A 19,958-nucleotide genomic window follows, 5' to 3' on the forward strand; every position below is an offset into this window, starting at 1 on the left:
TCGAGTGCTGAGACAGCGCTTTCGCGAGCAAGCCCGCTCCCACATTTGATTTGTGCTGGGTCAGGGGCAGTTGAAGTAGGGCCGGATGCCGTGATCGCGGAAGTAGCGCTCAATCACTTTCGGATCCGCGCTGTTATCGGCAATCGCCACATAGGTATCCGGGCGCAGCAGGTAAAAGCCGTTGCGCCCCAGTCCCGCCGTTTCAAACGCCGGTCGCCAGTCGAATACATGCAGCGGCAGATGATGTTCATTGCACCAGGCGATCATCTCGTCGCTGGTGTCGCCGTACACATGCACCTGCCAGCACGGCTGGCGCAACGGGTCGTAATTATCCCCCTCACCATCATGCGCCCACGGCAAGCGATCGCCGCCGTGCACGTGGCCGGCCACGCCTTGGCTCAGCGGCATGGCGCGATAGTTGAGAGTGACTTGTGAAACCGTGCGAAAGAGGAATTCGCGACTGGCCTCGAATGAGGCCATTTTCGGAATCACAAACGGTGCCAGCCGCGTGCGCAGCAGGTCGGCGAGACGTCCCTCGGCGGTGACGAAACTGAAAACTTTATCGGTCGTCGACACCAGTTTGCGGGCGAAGGCGATGCGTTCGGTTTCGTAAGTGTCGAGCAACTCCTGCGTGGCCGCGCCGCTGAGCACCGCCGCCAGTTTCCACGCCAGATTGATCGCATCGCCGATGCCGGTGTTCATGCCTTGCCCGCCAGCGGGGCTGTGCACGTGCGCGGCATCGCCGAGCAGAAACGCCCGACCACCGCGAAAGTGCTCGGCGACCCGGTGATGCACGCGATACGTGGAGAACCAGTGGACATCTTCAACATGGACGTTCAGGTGTTCGATGGCGCGGCTGCTGACGTCGGAAAACTCCAGCGTCTCCGCCCGTTGCGCCCGCTCATCGCGCACGGTGCCGATCAACCGCGCGCGGCCTTCGCCGGCCAGTGGGAAGACCGCGAGAAAATCCGCCTCGTCGAGATCGATATGCAACTCGCCATTCATCGCCGGGCCGCTGGCCTGCACATCCGCGACGTAGAAAATCTGCTGATAAGTACCGCCGGGGAAACCGGCGTCGAGGGCTTTGCGCACCACCGAACGGGCGCCATCGCAACCGGCCAGATAACAGGCCTGACAGATCTCCTGCTCGCCATCGGACAGGCGTAAATGCGCAGTGAGACCATCGCCGTTCTCAGTGAAACTCTCCAGCGTGGTGTTGCGCTCGACGGTGACGCCGTAGTCTTCGAGGCGTTCGATCAGCAGTTTTTCGTGTTGATCCTGCGGGAAGATTTCGACGAATGCGTAGGGCGTCAGGCCCTCGCCGATACGGTTCAGCGGCAGCTTCGCGACCGGTTTGCCACTGACCCAGAAATTCGCCGCCGCGACCCGATGGCCGTTGCGCACGATGGTGTCGGAGAGATCCAGTTGCCGGTACAACTCAAGTGTTCGCGCCTGCACTGCCAGCGCCCGCGATGTGGTGCCGGGGGCGGAGGTCTTGTCGATGATGCGCACGCGTACGCCGAGTTTGCTCAGCCACAGGGCCAGCACCAGACCGGTGGGGCCGGCGCCGGTGATCAATACGTCGCTGCGGTGCATGAGAGAGTCCTCTGCATGGGGTGCAGCAAGTATGGATCAGAAGGAGAGGGTGGCCAGTGGATTAGTCAGATGGTCGGTGTTCGGCTTGGGGGCTGTTGCGTGGCGTAGATCCGGGCCCCTCACCCCAGCCCTCTCCTGAGGGAGAGGGAGCCGATTTGTGTGTTACTCAAAACCTGAGTTCGACTCAATATTTCAGGTCGCCGTACCTCGCACAAACACCGCGGTCAGTCCCCTCTCCCTCCGGGAGAGGGCTAGGGTGAGGGGCTTTTCAGACTTAGAAATCAATCGTCCCCGACAACTTCGCCACACGCGGTTCACCCTGCGTCAGGTAACCGCCCTGAGCCGATTCCCAGTACTTCTTGTTCGCCAGGTTCTCTACACCCAGACGCAACGTCACGTCCTTCTCCGACACCTTGAACGCATACCGCGCGCCCGCATCGAAACGGTTCCACGTCGGCAGGCTCAGGTTGTTCGCCGCATCCGCATACTGCCCACCGGTACGCAGCATCCGCGCATTCAGCGCGACACCTTGCAGGCCCGGCACATCCCAATCCGCGCCGGCGTTGAACTGGAACGTCGGCACGCCAATCGCACGGTTGCCGTCGTTGGCGCCGTTCTGGGTGTTTTTCAGTTCGGTGTCCATCAAGGTCAGGCCGCTGATCAAACGCAGACCGCTGATCGGTTCGCCGAAGACGTTCATTTCCACGCCTTTGTTGACCTGCTCGCCCTCACGCACGTAGGTGCAAGTGGTCGCACTGTCGATCTCGCAGTAACCGTCGCTCGGTTGCTCGATACGGTAAACACCCAGGCTCGCGCCATACGTGCCCATGTCGACTTTCACCCCAGCCTCGGTCTGCTTGGAGCGAGCCGGTGCGTAAACCTCGTTGCCGTTGGTCACGCGGAAGCCGCCGCTGCTGGTCGGCGAAGTCGGGCCCTGGGCGAGACCTTCGATGTGGTTGGCGTAGAACGACACGTGATCCCACGGTTTGAACACGATGCCGTAAACCGGCGTGGTGATCGATTCGTCGTAGCTCGAAGAGCGCGGGCCGCTGCCGTAGCTGGCGTAACTGTAACCCTGCACGACCAATTGCTGACGACGCAGGCCAGCGGTGATCAGCAGGCGATCATCGAAGAAACCGAGGGTGTCGGACAGCGCGATACTGCGGTTGAAGGTCTTGCCGGTGATGCCCGGATCGCTGTTGTCGCCACCAGAGAAGTTGCCGACCGGCGATGGTGTTTGCACCGGGTGATAGATGTTGTTGGCGTATTTGGTCAGGTCGAAATCGTAGGCGCTGCGTTGTTCTGTCCAAATGCCGGTCAGGCCGAAGTTGAGCTTGTGGCTGACCGCGCCAGTGTCGAATTTGCCGTTGAGGCCAGCCATGACGCTGGTGTTGTCTTCGTCGTGGGGGATGAACGAGCCGGTGGTGAACGAAGCACCGTTGTTGCCAACCAGCGTGGTCGAGTTGTAGCGCCCGACTTCGCGGGTGTGCTTGGCGCCGCCGGCAGCGTAGGCAGTCCAGTTATCGTTCAGATCGTATTCGGCGCGGAGCATGCCGAAGGTGTCTTCGATGTCGGTGTAGCCCCACTTCGGCGCATAGTTGGTGTCAGCCGATGGCGCATCCGGAATGTGTGTGGCAGTGCCGAGGTTGACCGAGTTGCGGCCACCGTTGACGCGCTCTTTCTGGTAGGCGAAGTCGCCGGACAGGCGCAGGGCATCGCCGCGATAATCGAGGCCGATGGCGAACAGTTTCGAGCGCTGGTTTTCGTGATCAATGCCGGTATCGCCTTCACGCTGCGACAGGTTGATCCGCGCGCCGAAGCGGTTGTCTTCACCGAAACGCTGGCCGATGTCGAAGTGCTGACCGACGCGACCTTCGCTGTTGATGTCGGTGGTGAAGCGACGCAGCGGCTCGTCGCCGGCGCGTTTTGGTTGCAGGTTTACGCCACCGCCGATGCCAGAACCGGTCGGGGTCACGCCGTTGATAAAGGCGTTCGGGCCTTTGAACACTTCCACACGCTCCAGGGCGTCGGTGGAAATGATCTGCCGCGGCAGCACGCCGTAGAGGCCGTTATAGGAAATGTCGTCGCCATTCAGCGGCAGGCCACGAATCATGAACACCTGCGACTGGTTGGAAAAACCCGACGCCTGACGTACCGACGAATCGTTGAGCAGCACGTCGGCGACGTCTTCGGCTTGCTGATCCTGAATCAGTTGTTCGGTGTAGGACGCAGCGCTGAACGGCACGTCCATCATGTCCTGATTGCCCAACACACCGAGCTGACCGCCACGCGCGACCTGACCACCGCTGTAAACCGGGGGCAGGGCGTTGGGGGTCGGGGCTTGGGCGTTGATGTTGACGTTGTCGAGCACCAGCTCTTTATTGTCAGCTTCGGCGGCGTGAGCGGTAACGGTCAGGGAGCACAGCAGGGCGAGCAACGTCGGGCGGAACGGGACGGCGAGTCGGGCTGGAGCGGGCATTGTTGTACCTGGAGGCGCACGGCCGGTGAGAAAAGTTAGGGCGGCGCGGGAACTCCTTGCGCAAATGCGACTCCAGGTGCAAATGATAGGTTTTCTCAGTAACGTTTTGCAATCAGTTTGTCAGTACTCCCCATAACACCCGTAGGAGCTGCCGAAGGCTGCGATCTTTTGATCTGGTTTTTTAAAATCAAAATCAAAAGATCGCAGCCTGCGGCAGCTCCTACACGGATTGTGTATGGTGATCGCGGCTCAACGGACTGGAAGGAGCGCCATGCACACCCCTCGATTACTGATCACCCTCGCCGCCATGCTCGTGCTGGCCGGTTGCGCCAGTCAGCGCAGCGACGAACCTGCACCGCGTGCGCCGAATGAAGTGAAGGCCGAAATCGTTCGGCTGATGCCCGCTAAAATCGCCGATCGCCAAGGCTGGGCCACCGATATCTATGCCGCTTTCGCCGCGCAGAACATCAGCCCGACCACGCAGAATCTCTGTTCAGTGCTGGCTGTGGCCGAGCAGGAATCAACCTTTCAGGCCGACCCCACCGTACCCGGTCTGGGCAAAATCGCCCGCGACGAAATCGATCGTCGCGCCGGCAAAGTGCACATCCCCAGCCTGCTGGTAAGTGGCGCGTTGCAGGTGAATTCAACCAATGGCAAGACCTACAGCGAACGCCTCAACGCCGCACGTAGCGAGAAGGAGTTGAGCGCAATCTTCGACGACTTCATCGGCAGGGTGCCCATGGGCCGCACGCTGTTCGGCGGCTTCAACCCGGTGCACACCGGCGGGCCGATGCAGGTCAGCATCGAATTTGCCGAGCAACACGCCAAGGATTATCCGTACCCGGTGGACGGCACGATTCGCCGCGAGGTGTTCAGCCGTCGCGGCGGCATGTATTTCGGCATCGCGCATTTACTCGGTTACCCGGTGAGTTACCGCGAGCCGCTGTATCGCTTCGCCGATTTCAATGCCGGTTGGTACGCGAGTCGCAACGCCGCGTTTCAAAATGCGGTGAGCCGCGCTTCGGGCATTCCGCTGGCGCTGGACGGCGACCTGATTCGTTACGACTCGATCATGCCCGGCAGCACCGAACTGGCGGTGCGCACCCTCGGCAAATCGCTGGGTATGCGTAACCCAACCATTCGCGATCAACTGGAGAAGGGCAAAACACTGGAGTTCGAAGAGACCAAACTCTATCAACGGGTGTTTGAACTGGCGGAAAAAGCCGAAGGCAAAACCCTGCCGCGTGCGGTGTTGCCGGGGATCGTCCTGCAGAGCCCGAAAATCACCCGCAAACTCACCACCGCGTGGTTCGCCAAACGCGTGGACGAGCGTTACAAGCGCTGCATGGCCAAGGCCGGCTAAATCAAGCAGACATAAAAAACCCGGCTGCGGGAGCCGGGTTTCTCTGGGTTGTTGCGATGACGCGAGTCATTCAGACCGCGCGGCGTTCAAGCAGACGATCAGAACCACCTTCAGCGACAGTGTTGCCCTGCAGACGATCCGAGCCATCAGCGGCGACGGTGTTGCCTTGCAGACGATCGGAACCATCAGCGGCGACAGTGTTGCCTTGCAGACGATCCGAACCATCGGCGGCAACGGTGTTGCCTTGCAGACGATCCGAGCCATCGGCAGCAACGGTGTTGCCTTGCAGACGATCCGAGCCATCAGCGGCGACGGTGTTGCCTTGCAGGCGATCCGAACCATCAGCGGCGACGGTGTTGCCTTGCAAGCGATCAGAACCATCTGCCGCAACAGCGTTCTGGTACAGACGATCCGAGCCGTCGGCGGCGATCATCGTGTGGGCCGGGGTAGCGGCGAAAGCGTTAACGGCGAAGACCGAGAAAGCGATGCTGAGAAGAGTTTGGCGTTTCATGATGGTGTGCTCCGGGGTGTTGTTGGTTGGTATGGAGCTGATGTTACGCCGCGGATTTTTTATGAGAACTTCATTGACGTGATGGTGAACATCGACAGCAATGATGGTTGAAACGCACCCGTGTAGGAGCTGCCGAAGGCTGCGATCTTTTGATCTTGATTTGAAAGGGCAAAATCAAAAGATCGCAGCCTTCGGCAGCTCCTACGTGGGACTTCAGAGGACTTTTACTGCGCGGCCAATCGCCTGAATCGGCCCGGTCGGTTTGCCGATCGGCGAACCATTGGCGCCTTCCAGCGTCAACTCGAACAACTGATTCGGCTGCAGCGGCGGCAGTTTATCCAGCGGTACCCGCAACGCCTCGCCCGGTTTGACCAAGCCCAGCGACACCGGCCCCTGCCAACCATCAGCCTTGGTCCAGAACTCCAGCGCCTTGTCCGCCGGCACTTCGACCACGCCCAGCGGAATCAACTGAATCTCCCGCGAGTCGCTCGCCTGAATCACCCAGCCCGGCGCTTTGTCCTGCGGCGCCACCAGCACCACCAGATAACTCGGCTTCGGCGTGGTCTGGGTCAACAGCATCGCGCCCAACACCAACGTCGCCGCCAGACCGGCAGCACTCAACCCGCGCCACAACGGCAACAGATTCCACCAGGACGTCGCCGGCGCTGTCTGCGTCAGCCGATCCACACTGCGTTCGATCCGCCGCCACAACTGCGCCGAGGGTTGCTGCGGCTCAGCAAGATCCGTCAACTCCAGCAAACGCCGCTCCCAGGCGTCCACGGCGGCGCGCAAATCGGCGTCATGCTGCAGGCGTTGTTGCACCTCGATGCGCTGCTCGGCCGACAGGGTGCCGAGCACATATTCGCCGGCCAGTTCATCGCGATCCTGCGCCGATTCAGTGGTCATCCCATGCACTCCCGCAGCGCAGTGAGGCTGCGTTTGATCCAGGCTTTGACGGTGCCCAGCGGCGTGTCGAGGCGCGCGGCAATTTGCGCGTGGCTGTAGCCGTCGACGTAGGCGTGAAGGATGCAGTGGCGGCGCTGCGGCTCCAGTTGTTCGAGGCAACGGTGAATGCGCGCCGAATGCGCGTGGGCGTCGAACGCATCCTCGTCGTACGCAGGTATTTCATGGTCGTCGTTGAACGGCGTTTCCCGCGCCTGATTGCGCAACTGATTCAGCGCCAGATGGCGGGTCACGCTGAACATCCAGCCGCGCGCCGAACCGCGCGCCGGATCAAAACCCGCCGCACCGTTCCAGATTTTGATAAAGGCCTCATGGACGATGTCCTCCGCCAGCGCCGTATCACGCACCAGCCGCTTGGCCACACCGAGCAGACGCGGGCCTTCCTGCACATACAAATCGCGCAGGGCCGCACGCTCGCCCCGGGCACAGGCGGCGAGGCGGGCTTGGTAATCGAATGCGGATTCGGCTAAAGACATGTCGTGCAATCTAGCTCACATTCCCCAAAACACCACAGATCCCTGTGGGAGCGGGCTTGCTCGCGAAGGCGTCGTGTCAGTCAACTCACCCTTCACTGATACAACGCCTTCGCGAGCAAGCCCGCTCCCACAAAAGCATGTGATCAGTTGGCGGCCCAGAAGATGTAATCGGCCTGATACTTCACCACTTCCTGCTTGCCCTTGTTTGCTGTCGTGCATTCGCTGCCCGGCGCCACGCCGCCCTTGAGCGCAACGCGCTGGATGTAACTCACACCACTCATCGCGCCTTTACCTTCAGCCGGATTGGCCTTGACTAGTTGATAAGGCAGATTCCCCGGTGTCGACGGCGCTACGGCCAGTTGCGTGCCGGTGACTTTTGAACCGTCCTTGGCCTGCCACGTAGCCGGCGGGCCGAAATAAGTGCCGACCTGCTTGCCGCTGCGATCATTGAGCACCGCTTTCGGGCCAACGAACGTCCACTCGGTCTGCCCGGCGGCGTTGGGTTTGTCACGGCATTCATAAGTAATCTCGCCAACCCCGGTGGTTTCCATGGCGATCTTGTGGCCGTCCGGGACTTTGATCGCATCGGGATAACTGCTTTGGGCGAAGGTCGTCGAGGTGACGGCGAGCAAACCGGTGAAGCCAATCAGTTGGGTGATGTTCATCAGGTGTTCTCCGAAAAGGGTAAACCGCTGGCAGCCGAGGAGGGCTGTTACAGGGACTACCCGTGGCGGAGCGGTTTGGATGCAGGGCCTGAAAAATAAATTTCAAACACCCTGAAGCCCCACTGGGCAGGGAGGTAGACCCAAAGGCTGCAAATGCACTACAACTGAAGTGGGCGGATAACCAATCGAAAGGGGGGAGCTATGTATCAACTCTACGGACATCGAAATTCCGGCGCAGCCGCCATCGAAGCGGCGCTGGAGCTGTGCCAGATCGCCTATCGCTTCATCGATATCGAAGCCAGCAGCGAGGCCGCCGAGGCGCTGGCCAAACTCAATCCGCTGAAACAGATCCCGACCCTGCAATTGCCCGACGGCAGTGCGCTGACCGAAAGCGCGGCGATTCTGATTCACCTCGGCCTGACCTTTCCCAAGTCCGGTTTGCTGCCAGTCGAGGCCGCCGAGCGTGACCAGGCGATTCGCGGCATGGTTTATATCGTCAGCAATTGTTACGCAGCAATTGGCGTGATCGACTACCCCGAACGCTGGCTATTGATGCCCGACGAAGCGTCGCGACAGAACCTGATGGCCGGTGCCCGTGAGCGATTGCACTGGAGTTGGGAAGTGTTTGCCGACCAGTTCTCCGCCGAACTGTACCTGGACGACGAAACGCCGGGCGCGCTGGATGTGCTGGCGGCGGTGGTAACCCGTTGGGCGGGGAGCCGCGAGCATTTGCGCCAGACGCGGCCGGGGTTTTACGCGTGGCTGCAACGCATTGACCGGCATCCGGTGCTGGCCCCGGTGTTTGCCCGGCATTGGCCTGCTTGAACAATGTGGGAGCGGGCTTGCTCGCGAATGCGGTGGGTCAGTAGACAGATAAATTGACTGACCCACCGCATTCGCGAGCAAGCCCGCTCCCACAAGGGATTTTTGGCAACTGGCCGAAAGTGGATTACTCCCCGCGAATGTACTGCTCCAGCTGTTTGATCAGCTCAGCCTGCTCGGCAATGGCTTCCTTGACCAGGTCACCAATCGACAGCAGCCCGATCAACTTGCCATCCTGCACCACCGGCAAATGGCGCAGACGCTTGTCGGACATGATGCCCAGGCACGTGTCGACGGTCTGGTGCGTATCGACGGTGATCACCGGCGAGACCATGATGTCGCGCACCGGCGTACCCACCGACGAACGGCCATGCAGCACCAGCTTACGGGCGTAATCGCGCTCACTGATGATGCCCAGCACTTCATCGTTCTCCACCACCAGCAAGGCGCCGACGTTTTTCTCGGCCATCTTCATCAGCGCTTCGAGCACCATGTGATCAGGCTTGATCTGGTGCACTTCCTGATTTTTCTGATCTTTGAGCTTGAGCAGTTGGGCGACGGTCTTCATGGCGGTTACTCAGGTGTTGTCGTTGTTATCCAAGCATCGTAGACCCTGAGGCGCAGGGCAAGGTGACAAAGCGGCAGATAGCACGCAAAAAACGTCATTTCCCGAAAAAAAGCCCGAACACACAACCATTCTTGGAGGGAACCTCTGTGGCGAGGGGATTTATCTGTGGCGAGGGGATTTATCCCCGTTGGCCTGCGCAGCAGGCCCGCTTGTAGGTCAAAAGCGGGGCTGCTTCGCAGGCCAACGGGGATAAATCCCCTCGCCACAGAGAACATGTTCAGCCTGAGAGCTTCTAAACCATAGACCCAGGGGTGGACGCGGCAGCGTAGAATGCCCCTCTGTTTCAATACCCGAGGTTGCAGTGGTGGATTTACCGCAGGGCTTCGTCCTGACCCGGCATTGGCGTGATACGCCGGCCGGCACCGAAGTCGAGTTCTGGTTGGCGACCGACGCCGGGCCGCGTCGTGTGCGTTTGCCGCATCAACCGTCGGTGGCGTTTATCCCCGCTGAACAGCGCGAGGCGGCCGAACGCTTGCTGCACGACGAAAAGAACGTCGAACTGCGCCCCTTGGCCCTGCAGGACTTCGAACATCGTCCGGTGCTCGGCCTGTATTGCCAGCAACACGGCCAGTTGATGCGCCTCGAAACCGCGCTCACCCGCGCCGGCGTCGACGTTTACGAAGCCGACGTGCGCCCACCGGAACGCTACCTGATGGAGCGCTTCATCACCGCGCCGGTATTCTTCAGCGGCACAGCGGACGCCGACGGCACCTTGCTCAACGCCCACCTCAAACCCGCACCGGATTACCGACCGAAACTGCGCCTGGCCTCCCTCGACATCGAAACCACCGAAAATGGCGAGTTGTATTCCATCGCCCTCGAAGGCTGTGGCGAGCGTCAGGTGTACATGCTCGGCACCCCGAATGGCGACGCCAGCATCGTCGACTTTGATCTCGAATACTGCGACTCGCGCACCGTCATCCTGAAAAAACTCAACGACTGGTTTGCACTGCACGATCCCGACGCGATCATCGGCTGGAACGTCGTGCAGTTCGACCTGCGCATCCTTCACGAGCACGCGCGGCGACTCGGTGTGCCGCTGAAAATCGGCCGTGGCGGCGAAGAAATGCAATGGCGTGAGCACGGCAGCCGCAATCACTATTTCGCTTCGGCAGCGGGGCGGTTGATCATCGACGGTATCGAATCCCTGCGTTCGGCGACCTGGAGTTTCCCCTCGTTCAGTCTGGAAAACGTTGCGCAAACCCTGCTCGGCGAGGGCAAGGCCATCGACAACCCGTACCAGCGCATGGACGAAATCAACCGCATGTTCGCCGAAGACAAACCGGCGCTGGCCAAGTACAACCTCAAGGACTGCGAACTGGTCACGCGGATCTTTGCCAAAACCGAGTTGCTGACTTTTCTGCTGGAGCGCGCCAGCGTCACCGGATTGCCGGCGGATCGCAGCGGCGGTTCGGTGGCCGCGTTCACGCATTTGTACATGCCATTGATGCACCGACAGGGTTTTGTCGCGCCGAATCTCGGTACCAACCCGCCGCAGGCCAGCCCCGGCGGTTTTGTCATGGACTCGCAACCGGGTCTCTACGAGTCGGTATTGGTGCTCGATTACAAGAGTCTGTACCCGTCGATCATCCGCACTTTTCTGATCGATCCGGTGGGCCTGATCGAAGGCTTGCAACACCCGGACGACGCTGACTCTGTACCGGGTTTCCGTGGCGCGCGCTTCTCACGCACGCGCCATTGCCTGCCGTCGATCGTCTCGCGCGTGGCCGAGGGCCGCGAGACCGCCAAACGCGAGCACAACGCGCCGCTGTCGCAAGCGCTGAAAATCATCATGAACGCCTTTTACGGCGTGCTCGGTTCCAGCGGTTGCCGGTTTTTCGATACGCGGCTGGCTTCGTCGATCACCCTGCGCGGTCACGAAATCATGCTGCGCACGCGCAAGTTGATCGAAGAACAGGGCCACGCGGTGATCTATGGTGACACCGATTCCACCTTCGTCTGGCTGCGTCGCCAGCATGGTCAGGAAGAGGCGGCGAAGATCGGCCAGGCGCTGGTCCAGCACGTCAATGACTGGTGGCGCGAGCATGTGCGCGATGAATACGGCCTGGAAAGCGCCCTCGAATTGCAGTTCGAAATTCACTACAAACGCTTCCTGATGCCGACCATCCGTGGCGCGGAGGAGGGCAGCAAGAAGCGCTACGCCGGCCTCGTCACCCGCGCCGACGGCAGCGATGAAATGGTCTACAAAGGCCTGGAAACCGTGCGCACCGACTGGTCGCTGCTGGCCCGGCAATTTCAGCAAGAACTGTACGAGCGGATTTTCCAGCGCAAGCCGTATCAGGATTACGTGCGCGACTACGTGCGCAAAACCCTCGCCGGTGAATTCGATGATCGGCTGATCTACCGCAAGCGCCTGCGCCGCACCCTCGACGACTACGAACGCAACGTGCCGCCCCACGTGCGCGCGGCGCGTCTGGCCGACGAATTCAATACGCAGCACGGTCGGCCACGGCAATACCAGAACGGTGGCTGGATCAGTTACGTCATCACCTTGGCCGGCCCCGAGCCGCTGGAAGTGCGCCGCGCGGCCATCGACTACGACCACTACATCACCCGGCAGCTGCAACCGGTGGCGGATGCGATTCTGCCGTTTGTCGACGACGATTTCTCAACCCTGATCGGTGGGCAACTGGGCCTGTTTTGAGTCGAGCAGTTGCAGCGTCCATTCATCGAGAATGCCGTGGAAGTAGCGCTCCAGCGCCTGCGCGAACAGGCTGTCGTCGGCGCTGAACTGCGCGAACAGTGTCATCGATGAATGAAATTTCAGGTCATCGGGATGACCGAAGATCTCCGCGATTGAACGCTGGCGCACGTTCAGCACCAGCTGCGTGCAGGTGCGCAAGCGGGCGCCGAGCAGTTCATGGTCGAGGTAGGCCTGCGCTTCTTCGGCGGTACCGATGGCGTAGCGTCGGGACATTTCACTGCCGCCCAAACCGGCGAACTGCGGGAAGACGAACCACATCCAGTGGCTGCGTTTGCGGCCGTCTTCGAGTTCGCGCTGCACCCGCTCGAACACCGAGTCTTGGGCCAGCACAAAACGTTGCAGGTTGAACGGGTCGTTCTGATCCGTGCTTCTCATCGCGAAGCCCTCGCCAGTCGGCGGCTCAGACCATGGCCAGCCGCTGCTTGCGTTGTGGCGCTTGAAACACCTGATCCAGCGCCGCCAGATCCCCGGCCTCCAGTTGCAGCTGCGCCGCTTGTGCATTGAGTTGCACGTGTTCGGGTCGCACAGCCTTGGGAATCGCAATCACACCATCCTGACGCAGAATCCACGCCAGCGAAACCTGCGCGGGGGTGACGCCGTGACGAGCGGCAGTCTGTTTCAGCACCGGCTCAGCCAGCATCGCGCCGCCCTGGCCGATCGGGCAGTAAGCCATCAGCGGCATCCGCTGGTGCTGGCACCACGGCAGCAGATCGAATTCGATGCCGCGCTCTTCGAGGTTGTAGAGCACTTGATTGGTGGCGCAGGCGGAACTGGAGAGTTCTTCGAGGTCATCGACGTCGAAATTGGAGACGCCCCAACGGCCGATCTTGCCTTCTTCGCGCAGACGTTCGAAGGCTTCGACGGTTTCTTCCAGCGGATACTGGCCGCGCCAGTGCAGCAGATAGAGGTCGATGTAATCAGTGTCGAGGCGGCGCAGACTGCGCTCGCAGGCTTGCGGGACGCCTTTGCGGCCGGCGTTATGCGGGTAGACCTTGCTCACCAGAAACACTTGATCGCGCAGACCGGCAATCGCTTCGCCGACCACCGATTCAGCACCGCCCTCGGCGTACATTTCGGCGCTGTCGATCAGGGTCATGCCCAGCTCGATCCCCATGCGCAACGCCGCCACTTCACGCTTGTGCGCCGAACGGTCTTCGCCCATGCGCCAGGTGCCCTGACCAATGACGGGAACCTGCACACCGGCCAATTCGAGGGTACGCATTCAAACCTCCTATCTGAAAGAGTCGATACCTTTAAGTGGGCAGCAGGATAGCCCAGGGGTTCCGAAAGCTTGCAGATCAGGAGTCTTTATGAAGTGGCTGAAATAAATTGTGGCGAGGGGATTTATCCCCGCTGGGTTGCGAAGCAGCCCCAAAACCATTCAGCGCGGAGTATCAGGCAAACCCGGTTGTCTGGTTTTGGGGCTGCTGCGCAACCCAACGGGGATAAATCCCCTCGCCACAGGGGACTCAACTCATCACAGATGTTGTGTTGACAGTTATTTCGCGGAGAACTTCAACACCACGCTGTGGTTGTAAGTCTGCCCCGGATCCAGCCGCGTGCTCGGGAAGTTCGGCTGATTAGGCGAATCCGGATAGTGCTGCGTTTCCAACGTAAACGCGCCCCAGTGCGGATACACCTTGCCGCCCTTACCCTTGACCGTGCCATCCAGGAAGTTGCTGGTATAAAACTGCACACCCGGCTCGGTAGTGAACAACTGCAAATGCCGCCCCGACTGTGGATCGCTGACTTCAGTGGCGACTTTGCTCACATCGCCCTTGGTATCCAGCGCCCAGTTGAAATCAAATCCACCCTGTTTCGGCTCAGCAAATTTCAGTTGCTCATGATCCGCCTTGATGTGCGTGCCAATCGCCGTCGGTTTGGTGAAATCCATCGGCGTACCGGCGACGGGCGCGAGTTCCCCGGTCGGGATCAGTTTGGCCGTCACCGGCGTGTAATGGCTGGCGTACAGGGTCGCGACCTGCTTGAGAATGTCGCCATTACCGGCGCCGGCGAGGTTGAAGTAACTGTGGTTGGTCAGGTTGAGCACCGTCGGTTTGTCGGTGTTGGCCTTGTAGTCGATGCGCAGCTCGTTGTTGTCGGTGAGGCGATAGGTGACCTCGGTGGTGAGGTTGCCGGGAAAGCCCATTTCGCCGTCCGCCGACAGATACGTCAGGGTTACGCCGACCGAATCCTTGTCCTTGGTTTCCTGGGCTTTCCAGACTTTCTTGTCGAAACCCAAGGTGCCGCCGTGCAACGCGTTGCTCTTGTCGTTCTGCGGCACTTGATAGCGTTTGCCATCGAGTTCGAACGCACCTTCGGCGAGGCGATTGCCGAAACGGCCAATGGTCGCGCCGAAATACGCGGTGCCTTTCTGATAACCCTGCACATCGTCGAAGCCGAGCACGACGTCGTCGAACTTGCCGTGTTTGTCCGCCACCAAGAGCGATTGCAGGGTCGCGCCGTAGGTGATGACGGTGGCTTGCATGCCGTGGCTGTTGCGCAGGATGTATTGCTCGACGGGCGTGCCGTCATTGGTTTTGCCGAAGGCTTTGTGCTCGGCGCTGAGGCCGGCGGCATTGGCGGAAAGGGTGGCGATCATCAGGGACAGTCCGAGGCCGGAGAGCAGGTGTCGGGATTGAAGCATGGTTGACCTTCCTTTTTGTTGTTGTTTTCAAAGCAGCACACATCCCCGTGTAGGAGCTGCCGAAGGCTGCGATCTTTTGATCTTTATAAAAGCAAAAGATCGCAGCCTTCGGCAGCTCCTACAGGTGTTCAATAGTCATGCTATTTGTGGTTTTGCAGAATATTTATAGTGGATTAATCGTTTATTGCAAAAGAAAAAGTCAGACTAGTGTGTGCGGCAATCAGCGCCAAAGGTCGGATCAACGCTCGCACACTGCACTTTTTCGAATTTCCCGGCTCTATCCATGGCCAGGATGCGGTGACCCCCGCCGCACAGGAATGTGCCTGTTCGAGACTACATGCCGAGAGTTTTTCAGCTGATTGCCGACCTTTTTCGCCGACCGTGCCTGCCGCTCGCCTGTCTGTCATTGCTGTTGTTCAGCGGTTGCAGTCATCAGGACGGCAACGGCTTTTTCGCGCAGATGCGTGACGGCCAGCCGCAGGAATTCATGCAGACCAGCGTCGACCGTATGGCCACGCTGGCAATGCGCGACAACCTCAACAGCCTCTACCGCCTGATGGGCAAGCTGTACCTGCGTAATCCAGAAGAACTGAAAAAATCGGGTTTCCTCAGTATCAGCGTGGCGGTGAAACAGGTGCGTCTGGCCGTTGAACAGCAGCAGCCATTACCGGTGCTCGGCGGAAGAAAGGATCTCGCGGCGCTGAGCTACGCGATGAGCCCGGAGTTTCGCGGTGACCGCGTCGGCGCGTTCATCTATGCGATCGGCAGCATGCTCGTCACCGCCCACGGCAATCGCACCGAGTTCTACATGACCGATGCGATCAACCCGACCTTCGTTCACAACGCCGCGCGCAACATCGAAAAAGCCACGTGGATTCTGTCGCAACGGCAGAACAAGGACGGTCAGCCATTGCTGTTTTCCAATGAGATTTCGGAGGAGGGCAGCAACCTCAGCTTTGCCACCGAGTTCGGCAAAATCGTCGCGCGGCTGGATCTGATCACGCAGATGCTCGATGAGCGCTACCGGCGGATTGGTTTGAATTACGCGCAGAGCCTTCTATTCCTGAATTTCCTCCCCGTTCAATAAGCGCTCTCACCCCTGTAGGAGCTGCCGAAGGCTGCGATCTTTTGATCTGTTTTTGAAGGTCAACGTCAAAAGATCGCAGCCTTCGGCAGCTCCTACAGCGTAGAGTGGCGGTCGGATTGTTTGTATACAATCCATCGTCAACTTTGACTCAAAGGGAGCTGCACCCGTCATGACCGACCCCGCAAGCGCCGATTTCACTCGCGTTGACCGCGCCGTCCGCTCGGACAAATTGCCTTATGCCGCGTTGCTGGCGTTCGCCATGACCGGTTTCATCGCCATCCTCACCGAAACTCTGCCAGCCGGCCTGCTGCCGCAAATCGGCGCCGGGCTCAATGTCAGCGAGGTGCTCGCCGGGCAACTGGTGACGCTGTACGCGCTGGGCTCGATTGTCGCGGCGATTCCGCTGACCGTCGCCACGCGCGGCTGGCCTCGGCGGCGGGTGCTGTTGATGACCGTCGGCGGTTTTCTGGTGTTTAACACCGTCACCACGTTTTCCAGTCATTACGGCCTGACCCTCGCGTCGCGGTTTCTCGCCGGCATGGCGGCGGGGCTGTCGTGGGGGATCATGGCCGGCTATGCGCGCGGCATCGTGCCGGTGCATCAACAGGGCCGAGCGCTGGCGATTGCCATGCTCGGTACGCCGGTGGCGCTGTCGCTGGGTACGCCAGCGGGAACATGGCTGGGTAATCTGATTGGCTGGCGTGCTTCGTTCGGCATCATGTCGGCGCTGGCCCTGGTGCTGGCGGCGTGGATTGTGATCGCGGTGCCGGATCGTCCGGGGCAAACCAGCGAAGAACGCCTGCCGCTGCTCGAATCGTTGCGTCTACCGGGTGTGCGACCGGTGCTGTTCGTGGTGCTGACGTGGATGCTCGGGCACAACATTCTCTACACCTACATAGCGCCGTTTCTGATGCAGGCCGGGCTGGCCGAACGGGTTGATCTGGTGTTGCTGGTGTTTGGCCTGTGCTCGCTGGTGGGCATCTGGATCATCGGCATGCTGGTCGATCGCTGGTTGCGTTGGCTGACGTTGATCAGCCTTGCGGTGTTTGCCGTGACCGCACTGGTGTTGGCGCTGCTGGCGCCGTCACCGTGGCTGATTTACACGTGCATGGCGGTGTGGGGCTTGTCCTTTGGCGGCTCGGCGACGTTGCTGCTGACCGCCGCGGCGGACTCGGCGGGCGATCACGTCGACGTGGTGCAGGCGATGCTCACCACGTCGTGGAACGTAGCGATTGCCGGCGGCGGCTTGTTTGGTGGCTTGTTGCTGGATCGAGCGGGGGCGATGTCGTTTCCGTGGGCGCTGCTGATCCTCTCGCTGATTGCGCTCGCCACCGTTTGGATCAACAGCAACCACAGCTTCAAACCGGGCCGCCGCCAGCACTGACAACGCAGTCTCTCTGTAGGAGCTGCCGCAGGCTGCGATCTTTTGATGTGCGGTATTGAAAAACAAGATCAAAAGATCGCAGCCTGCGGCAGCTCCTACAGGGAGAATGGTGGGTTGGGGTATAACGATAGACCGCATTGATATATGTGGTTATAAGAAAAATCGCTATGCTGCGGGCCAGATTTTTCCTGTCGTTTTTGTGGACGGTTTAATGGAATTGGCAAATTTCGGCCTGGTGATCGCCGGGCTGGTGGTGGGGTTTATCGTCGGCATGACCGGTGTCGGCGGCGGTTCGTTGATGACGCCGATCCTGCTGTGGTTCGGCATCAACCCGGCAACAGCGGTGGGCACTGACCTGTTGTACGCCGCCATTACCAAATCCAGTGGCGTGCTGGTGCACAAAAAGAACAAGAACATCGATTGGGCCATCACCGGCTGGCTGACCCTCGGCAGCGTGCCGGCGGTGGCGATGACCTTGTGGTTCCTCAGCACCCTGCACACCGCGCCGGATGCGATGAACGCCATCATCAAACAAGCCCTGGGCTTTGTGTTGTTCGCCACTGCGCTGGCGATCTTCTTCAAAAAACGCCTGCTCGCATTCGCCCACAAACGCGCCGGCGGCAACTACAACCCGAGCGGTTCGCGCCTGAACGTGTTGACGGTGATCACCGGTCTGATCCTCGGCACCATGGTTGCGCTGACCTCGATTGGCGCGGGTGCGCTCGGTACGGTGGCGCTGTTCATTCTTTATCCATTGCTGCCAACCCGTCGTCTGGTCGGCACCGAAATCGCCCACGCCGTTCCGCTGACACTGGTTGCAGGTCTCGGTCACGCGAGCATGGGCAATATGGATTGGGGTGTGTTGGGCTTTCTGCTGATCGGCTCGTTGCCGGGCATCTGGCTTGGCAGCCACCTGACGGGGCGCATTTCCGACGAAGTCCTGCGCCCGTGCCTGGCGACGATGCTGGTGTTGATCGGCTACAAGCTGGCGTTCTGATCAACCGATTTTTGGAATGGGACAAAATTGTGGTGAAAGTCACTTACCTGTGGCGAGGGGATTTATCCCCGTTGGGCTGCGAAGCGGCCCCATTCGGTCTCCCGCATTTTTGCTGATACACCGCATGTGCTGGTTTTACGACTGCTTCGCAGCCGAACGGGGATAAATCCCCTCGCCACAGAAACCCCGCTAACCACAAGTTTTGCGCTGCTGAATATCCCTTGTAGGAGCTGCCGAAGGCTGCGATCTTTTGATCTTGATCCTAAAAAAAAAGATCAAAAGATCGCAGCCTTCGGCAGCTCCTACAGGTTTTTATGACGGGTTCTGAATGGTGTATTTCATCACCGTCACCGGCAACTCCTCGTACACCATTTCCTCAATCACCTCCCATCCCAACCGCGCATACAGCGATTGCGCGGCATCGGTGTACAGATACAACTCCTTCACCCCCAGCGCCGCCGCTTCTGCAACCACACGGTTAACCAGTTGCGAAGCAACCCCGCGCCCGCGTTCTTCAGCTTTCACATAAACCCCGGCCAGCCAAGGCGTCAGGTTCGGGCGCAGTTTAAGATCGTTTTCAATCAGCAGTGCGCCGCCGAGCAAGCGCGAACCTTCGAGCGCCACCACAACGCTGGGGATCGCGCCTTTGCCGCAGGATTCGCGCATATGCTCGATACGGTCCTGGACAGTCTGGCCCGGGCGAAACTCGCCCCACTCCTGGAAGTTGAGCGTGGCCAGTTCTTCAATCAATTCGGCGTGATCGCACAGGTAATCAATGTGCATGCGGGTGAACTCCATTTCGGTGGTTGATCCACCACCCTAATGCGGTCATAAAAGGTAATCAAATCTGCCTTGCGATCGTGTCTGTGATGTTGCGCAATGTCGGCCCTGACCTAAGCTTCTGACAAGGCGACACCTATTTGCCAGATAGCCCCGGAACAATCGCCACGATGCGCAATCATTAGAGCGTGGATATTAAAAGGAGATGCGCATGCTCATCAGGTCACTGACCCTGACACTCTTGCTGGCGATTGCCGGCCCTCTGTTCGCCGCTGACAACGATTCGCCGATTGCCGGCGACATGGGCCGCGCCCGACCGCTGATCGTGATCGCACAAAGCACCGTTGACCCCGTGTGGGTCGGCCTGAAAAAGTCGCTGGAAGATCCCGCCAACAAAAAAGGCGTTGCCGATCGCAACATCAAGGTTTACACGATCCTCAACATGTCCGGCCAACTCGACGGCAAAGACCTCGGCCAGCAAGACACCATGGCGCTGTTGCGCTCGCTGAAGCTGGGCGCCGGGGCGTATCCGAAAGTGTTCCTGGTGGGCAAGGACGGCGAGACCAAACTGTCGGCGTCTGGGGATGAAGCGAAGTCGGTGGACTTGAAGAAGATTTTTGACACCGTGGATGCCTTGCCGGCGACCGAGAAAGACATCGCGCCACCGTCCGTGGCAACCACACCGGCAGCCGCAGAACCGGCCGCAAAAGGCGCAAAAGGCACCAAACCAACCAAGCCAGCAAAACCAACCAAACCACCGGAAATGCCGGATGACTAACTGAAGTTAACGCAAATCCCCCTGTAGGAGTGAGCCTGCTCGCGATAGCGTTGTATC

Annotated in this window: 18 protein-coding genes; 7 read left to right on the forward strand and 11 right to left on the reverse strand. The window is 60.0% G+C overall.

Features of this window, described 5'->3' with window-relative positions; genetic code table 11:
• Window positions 1-60 precede the first annotated feature (60 nt).
• Complete coding sequence (locus ACZZ0D_RS06435; protein ID WP_463552717.1) at window positions 61-1,596, reverse strand: FAD-dependent monooxygenase; 1,536 nt, start codon at window positions 1,594-1,596, stop codon at window positions 61-63.
• A gap of 274 nt (window positions 1,597-1,870) precedes the next feature.
• Window positions 1,871-4,075 (reverse strand): TonB-dependent receptor, encoded by a 2,205-nt coding sequence (locus tag ACZZ0D_RS06440; protein ID WP_053121876.1) that lies wholly within the window; start codon window positions 4,073-4,075, stop codon window positions 1,871-1,873.
• Between the two features lie 271 nt (window positions 4,076-4,346).
• Here ACZZ0D_RS06440 and ACZZ0D_RS06445 point away from each other — a divergent pair, with 271 nt between their 5' ends.
• Complete coding sequence (locus tag ACZZ0D_RS06445) at window positions 4,347-5,438, forward strand: DUF1615 domain-containing protein (RefSeq protein WP_282358975.1); 1,092 nt, start codon at window positions 4,347-4,349, stop codon at window positions 5,436-5,438.
• Window positions 5,439-5,508: 70 nt separating this feature from the next.
• Here ACZZ0D_RS06445 and ACZZ0D_RS06450 read toward each other — a convergent pair whose 3' ends face one another.
• The 4 genes from ACZZ0D_RS06450 to ACZZ0D_RS06465 form a co-directional block, all read right to left on the reverse strand.
• Window positions 5,509-5,949: a hypothetical protein gene (locus tag ACZZ0D_RS06450; RefSeq protein ID WP_463552718.1), complete on the reverse strand. Its 441-nt coding sequence runs from the start codon at window positions 5,947-5,949 to the stop codon at window positions 5,509-5,511.
• A 213-nt stretch (window positions 5,950-6,162) separates the two neighbouring features.
• Window positions 6,163-6,855, reverse strand: coding sequence for an anti-sigma factor (locus ACZZ0D_RS06455; RefSeq protein ID WP_401239755.1), 693 nt, complete (start codon window positions 6,853-6,855; stop codon window positions 6,163-6,165).
• Window positions 6,852-7,388 carry a sigma-70 family RNA polymerase sigma factor gene (locus ACZZ0D_RS06460; RefSeq protein WP_463552719.1) on the reverse strand — a complete coding sequence of 179 codons (537 nt, stop codon included), beginning with the start codon at window positions 7,386-7,388 and terminating at the stop codon, window positions 6,852-6,854. Before ACZZ0D_RS06460 ends, ACZZ0D_RS06455 begins: the two co-directional genes overlap by 4 nt.
• Before the next feature lie 143 nt (window positions 7,389-7,531).
• Complete coding sequence (locus ACZZ0D_RS06465) at window positions 7,532-8,053, reverse strand: DUF3455 domain-containing protein (protein ID WP_463552720.1); 522 nt, start codon at window positions 8,051-8,053, stop codon at window positions 7,532-7,534.
• 201 nt (window positions 8,054-8,254) lie between these two features.
• Here ACZZ0D_RS06465 and ACZZ0D_RS06470 point away from each other — a divergent pair, with 201 nt between their 5' ends.
• Complete coding sequence (locus ACZZ0D_RS06470; protein ID WP_212545692.1) at window positions 8,255-8,878, forward strand: glutathione S-transferase N-terminal domain-containing protein; 624 nt, start codon at window positions 8,255-8,257, stop codon at window positions 8,876-8,878.
• Window positions 8,879-9,002: 124 nt separating this feature from the next.
• Here the strand turns inward: ACZZ0D_RS06470 and ACZZ0D_RS06475 are convergent, their stop codons facing one another.
• A complete protein-coding gene (locus tag ACZZ0D_RS06475) occupies window positions 9,003-9,443 on the reverse strand; it encodes a CBS domain-containing protein (protein ID WP_053121863.1) in 441 nt (146 codons plus the stop codon).
• Window positions 9,444-9,807: 364 nt separating this feature from the next.
• On the opposite strand from ACZZ0D_RS06475, the gene ACZZ0D_RS06480 reads away from it, so the two are divergent.
• Window positions 9,808-12,168 carry a DNA polymerase II gene (locus ACZZ0D_RS06480; protein WP_463552721.1) on the forward strand — a complete coding sequence of 787 codons (2,361 nt, stop codon included), beginning with the start codon at window positions 9,808-9,810 and terminating at the stop codon, window positions 12,166-12,168.
• Here ACZZ0D_RS06480 and ACZZ0D_RS06485 read toward each other — a convergent pair.
• The 3 genes from ACZZ0D_RS06485 to ACZZ0D_RS06495 all read right to left on the reverse strand — a co-directional run bounded on the left by ACZZ0D_RS06485 (window position 12,133) and on the right by ACZZ0D_RS06495 (window position 14,875).
• Window positions 12,133-12,603, reverse strand: coding sequence for a DUF1810 domain-containing protein (locus ACZZ0D_RS06485; protein WP_463552722.1), 471 nt, complete (start codon window positions 12,601-12,603; stop codon window positions 12,133-12,135). The two genes, ACZZ0D_RS06480 and ACZZ0D_RS06485, sit on opposite strands and share 36 nt — an antisense overlap.
• A gap of 25 nt (window positions 12,604-12,628) precedes the next feature.
• A complete protein-coding gene (locus ACZZ0D_RS06490) occupies window positions 12,629-13,450 on the reverse strand; it encodes an aldo/keto reductase (protein WP_463552723.1) in 822 nt (273 codons plus the stop codon).
• Window positions 13,451-13,726: 276 nt separating this feature from the next.
• On the reverse strand, window positions 13,727-14,875 hold the full coding sequence (locus ACZZ0D_RS06495) for an aldose epimerase family protein (RefSeq protein WP_053121854.1): 1,149 nt from the start codon (window positions 14,873-14,875) through the stop codon (window positions 13,727-13,729).
• 337 nt (window positions 14,876-15,212) lie between these two features.
• Here ACZZ0D_RS06495 and ACZZ0D_RS06500 point away from each other — a divergent pair, with 337 nt between their 5' ends.
• The 3 genes from ACZZ0D_RS06500 to ACZZ0D_RS06510 all read left to right on the forward strand — a co-directional run bounded on the left by ACZZ0D_RS06500 (window position 15,213) and on the right by ACZZ0D_RS06510 (window position 18,343).
• Window positions 15,213-15,962 (forward strand): hypothetical protein, encoded by a 750-nt coding sequence (locus ACZZ0D_RS06500; protein ID WP_053121852.1) that lies wholly within the window; start codon window positions 15,213-15,215, stop codon window positions 15,960-15,962.
• A gap of 169 nt (window positions 15,963-16,131) precedes the next feature.
• The gene (locus ACZZ0D_RS06505; protein ID WP_053121850.1) at window positions 16,132-17,346 is read left to right on the forward strand and encodes an MFS transporter; all 1,215 of its coding nucleotides are present in this window, start codon (window positions 16,132-16,134) and stop codon (window positions 17,344-17,346) included.
• A 211-nt stretch (window positions 17,347-17,557) separates the two neighbouring features.
• Entirely contained in the window at window positions 17,558-18,343 is a 786-nt protein-coding gene (locus ACZZ0D_RS06510; protein ID WP_053121848.1) for a sulfite exporter TauE/SafE family protein, read from the forward strand.
• A 312-nt stretch (window positions 18,344-18,655) separates the two neighbouring features.
• Here the strand turns inward: ACZZ0D_RS06510 and ACZZ0D_RS06515 are convergent, their stop codons facing one another.
• Window positions 18,656-19,126 carry a GNAT family N-acetyltransferase gene (locus tag ACZZ0D_RS06515; protein WP_463552724.1) on the reverse strand — a complete coding sequence of 157 codons (471 nt, stop codon included), beginning with the start codon at window positions 19,124-19,126 and terminating at the stop codon, window positions 18,656-18,658.
• 208 nt (window positions 19,127-19,334) lie between these two features.
• Between ACZZ0D_RS06515 and ACZZ0D_RS06520 the strand changes: the two genes are divergently transcribed.
• Entirely contained in the window at window positions 19,335-19,901 is a 567-nt protein-coding gene (locus ACZZ0D_RS06520; protein WP_463552725.1) for a DUF4174 domain-containing protein, read from the forward strand.
• Window positions 19,902-19,958: the final 57 nt, after the last annotated feature.

The sequence above is a fragment of the Pseudomonas sp. AC193 genome, assembly GCF_979258075.1.

Bases quoted from the DNA above. Each gene is read 5' to 3' on its own strand.
- ACZZ0D_RS06500 (WP_053121852.1), top strand. From the start codon at position 15,213: ATGCCGAGAGTTTTTCAGCTGATTGCCGACCTTTTTCGCCGACCGTGC.
- ACZZ0D_RS06475 (WP_053121863.1), bottom strand. From the start codon at position 9,443: ATGAAGACCGTCGCCCAACTGCTCAAGCTCAAAGATCAGAAAAATCAG.
- ACZZ0D_RS06490 (WP_463552723.1), bottom strand. From the start codon at position 13,450: ATGCGTACCCTCGAATTGGCCGGTGTGCAGGTTCCCGTCATTGGTCAG.
- ACZZ0D_RS06450 (WP_463552718.1), bottom strand. From the start codon at position 5,949: ATGAAACGCCAAACTCTTCTCAGCATCGCTTTCTCGGTCTTCGCCGTT.
- ACZZ0D_RS06445 (WP_282358975.1), top strand. From the start codon at position 4,347: ATGCACACCCCTCGATTACTGATCACCCTCGCCGCCATGCTCGTGCTG.
- ACZZ0D_RS06470 (WP_212545692.1), top strand. From the start codon at position 8,255: ATGTATCAACTCTACGGACATCGAAATTCCGGCGCAGCCGCCATCGAA.
- ACZZ0D_RS06515 (WP_463552724.1), bottom strand. From the start codon at position 19,126: ATGCACATTGATTACCTGTGCGATCACGCCGAATTGATTGAAGAACTG.
- ACZZ0D_RS06505 (WP_053121850.1), top strand. From the start codon at position 16,132: ATGACCGACCCCGCAAGCGCCGATTTCACTCGCGTTGACCGCGCCGTC.
- ACZZ0D_RS06455 (WP_401239755.1), bottom strand. From the start codon at position 6,855: ATGACCACTGAATCGGCGCAGGATCGCGATGAACTGGCCGGCGAATAT.
- ACZZ0D_RS06465 (WP_463552720.1), bottom strand. From the start codon at position 8,053: ATGAACATCACCCAACTGATTGGCTTCACCGGTTTGCTCGCCGTCACC.
- ACZZ0D_RS06435 (WP_463552717.1), bottom strand. From the start codon at position 1,596: ATGCACCGCAGCGACGTATTGATCACCGGCGCCGGCCCCACCGGTCTG.
- ACZZ0D_RS06460 (WP_463552719.1), bottom strand. From the start codon at position 7,388: ATGTCTTTAGCCGAATCCGCATTCGATTACCAAGCCCGCCTCGCCGCC.
- ACZZ0D_RS06520 (WP_463552725.1), top strand. From the start codon at position 19,335: ATGCTCATCAGGTCACTGACCCTGACACTCTTGCTGGCGATTGCCGGC.
- ACZZ0D_RS06510 (WP_053121848.1), top strand. From the start codon at position 17,558: ATGGAATTGGCAAATTTCGGCCTGGTGATCGCCGGGCTGGTGGTGGGG.
- ACZZ0D_RS06485 (WP_463552722.1), bottom strand. From the start codon at position 12,603: ATGAGAAGCACGGATCAGAACGACCCGTTCAACCTGCAACGTTTTGTG.
- ACZZ0D_RS06495 (WP_053121854.1), bottom strand. From the start codon at position 14,875: ATGCTTCAATCCCGACACCTGCTCTCCGGCCTCGGACTGTCCCTGATG.
- ACZZ0D_RS06440 (WP_053121876.1), bottom strand. From the start codon at position 4,075: ATGCCCGCTCCAGCCCGACTCGCCGTCCCGTTCCGCCCGACGTTGCTC.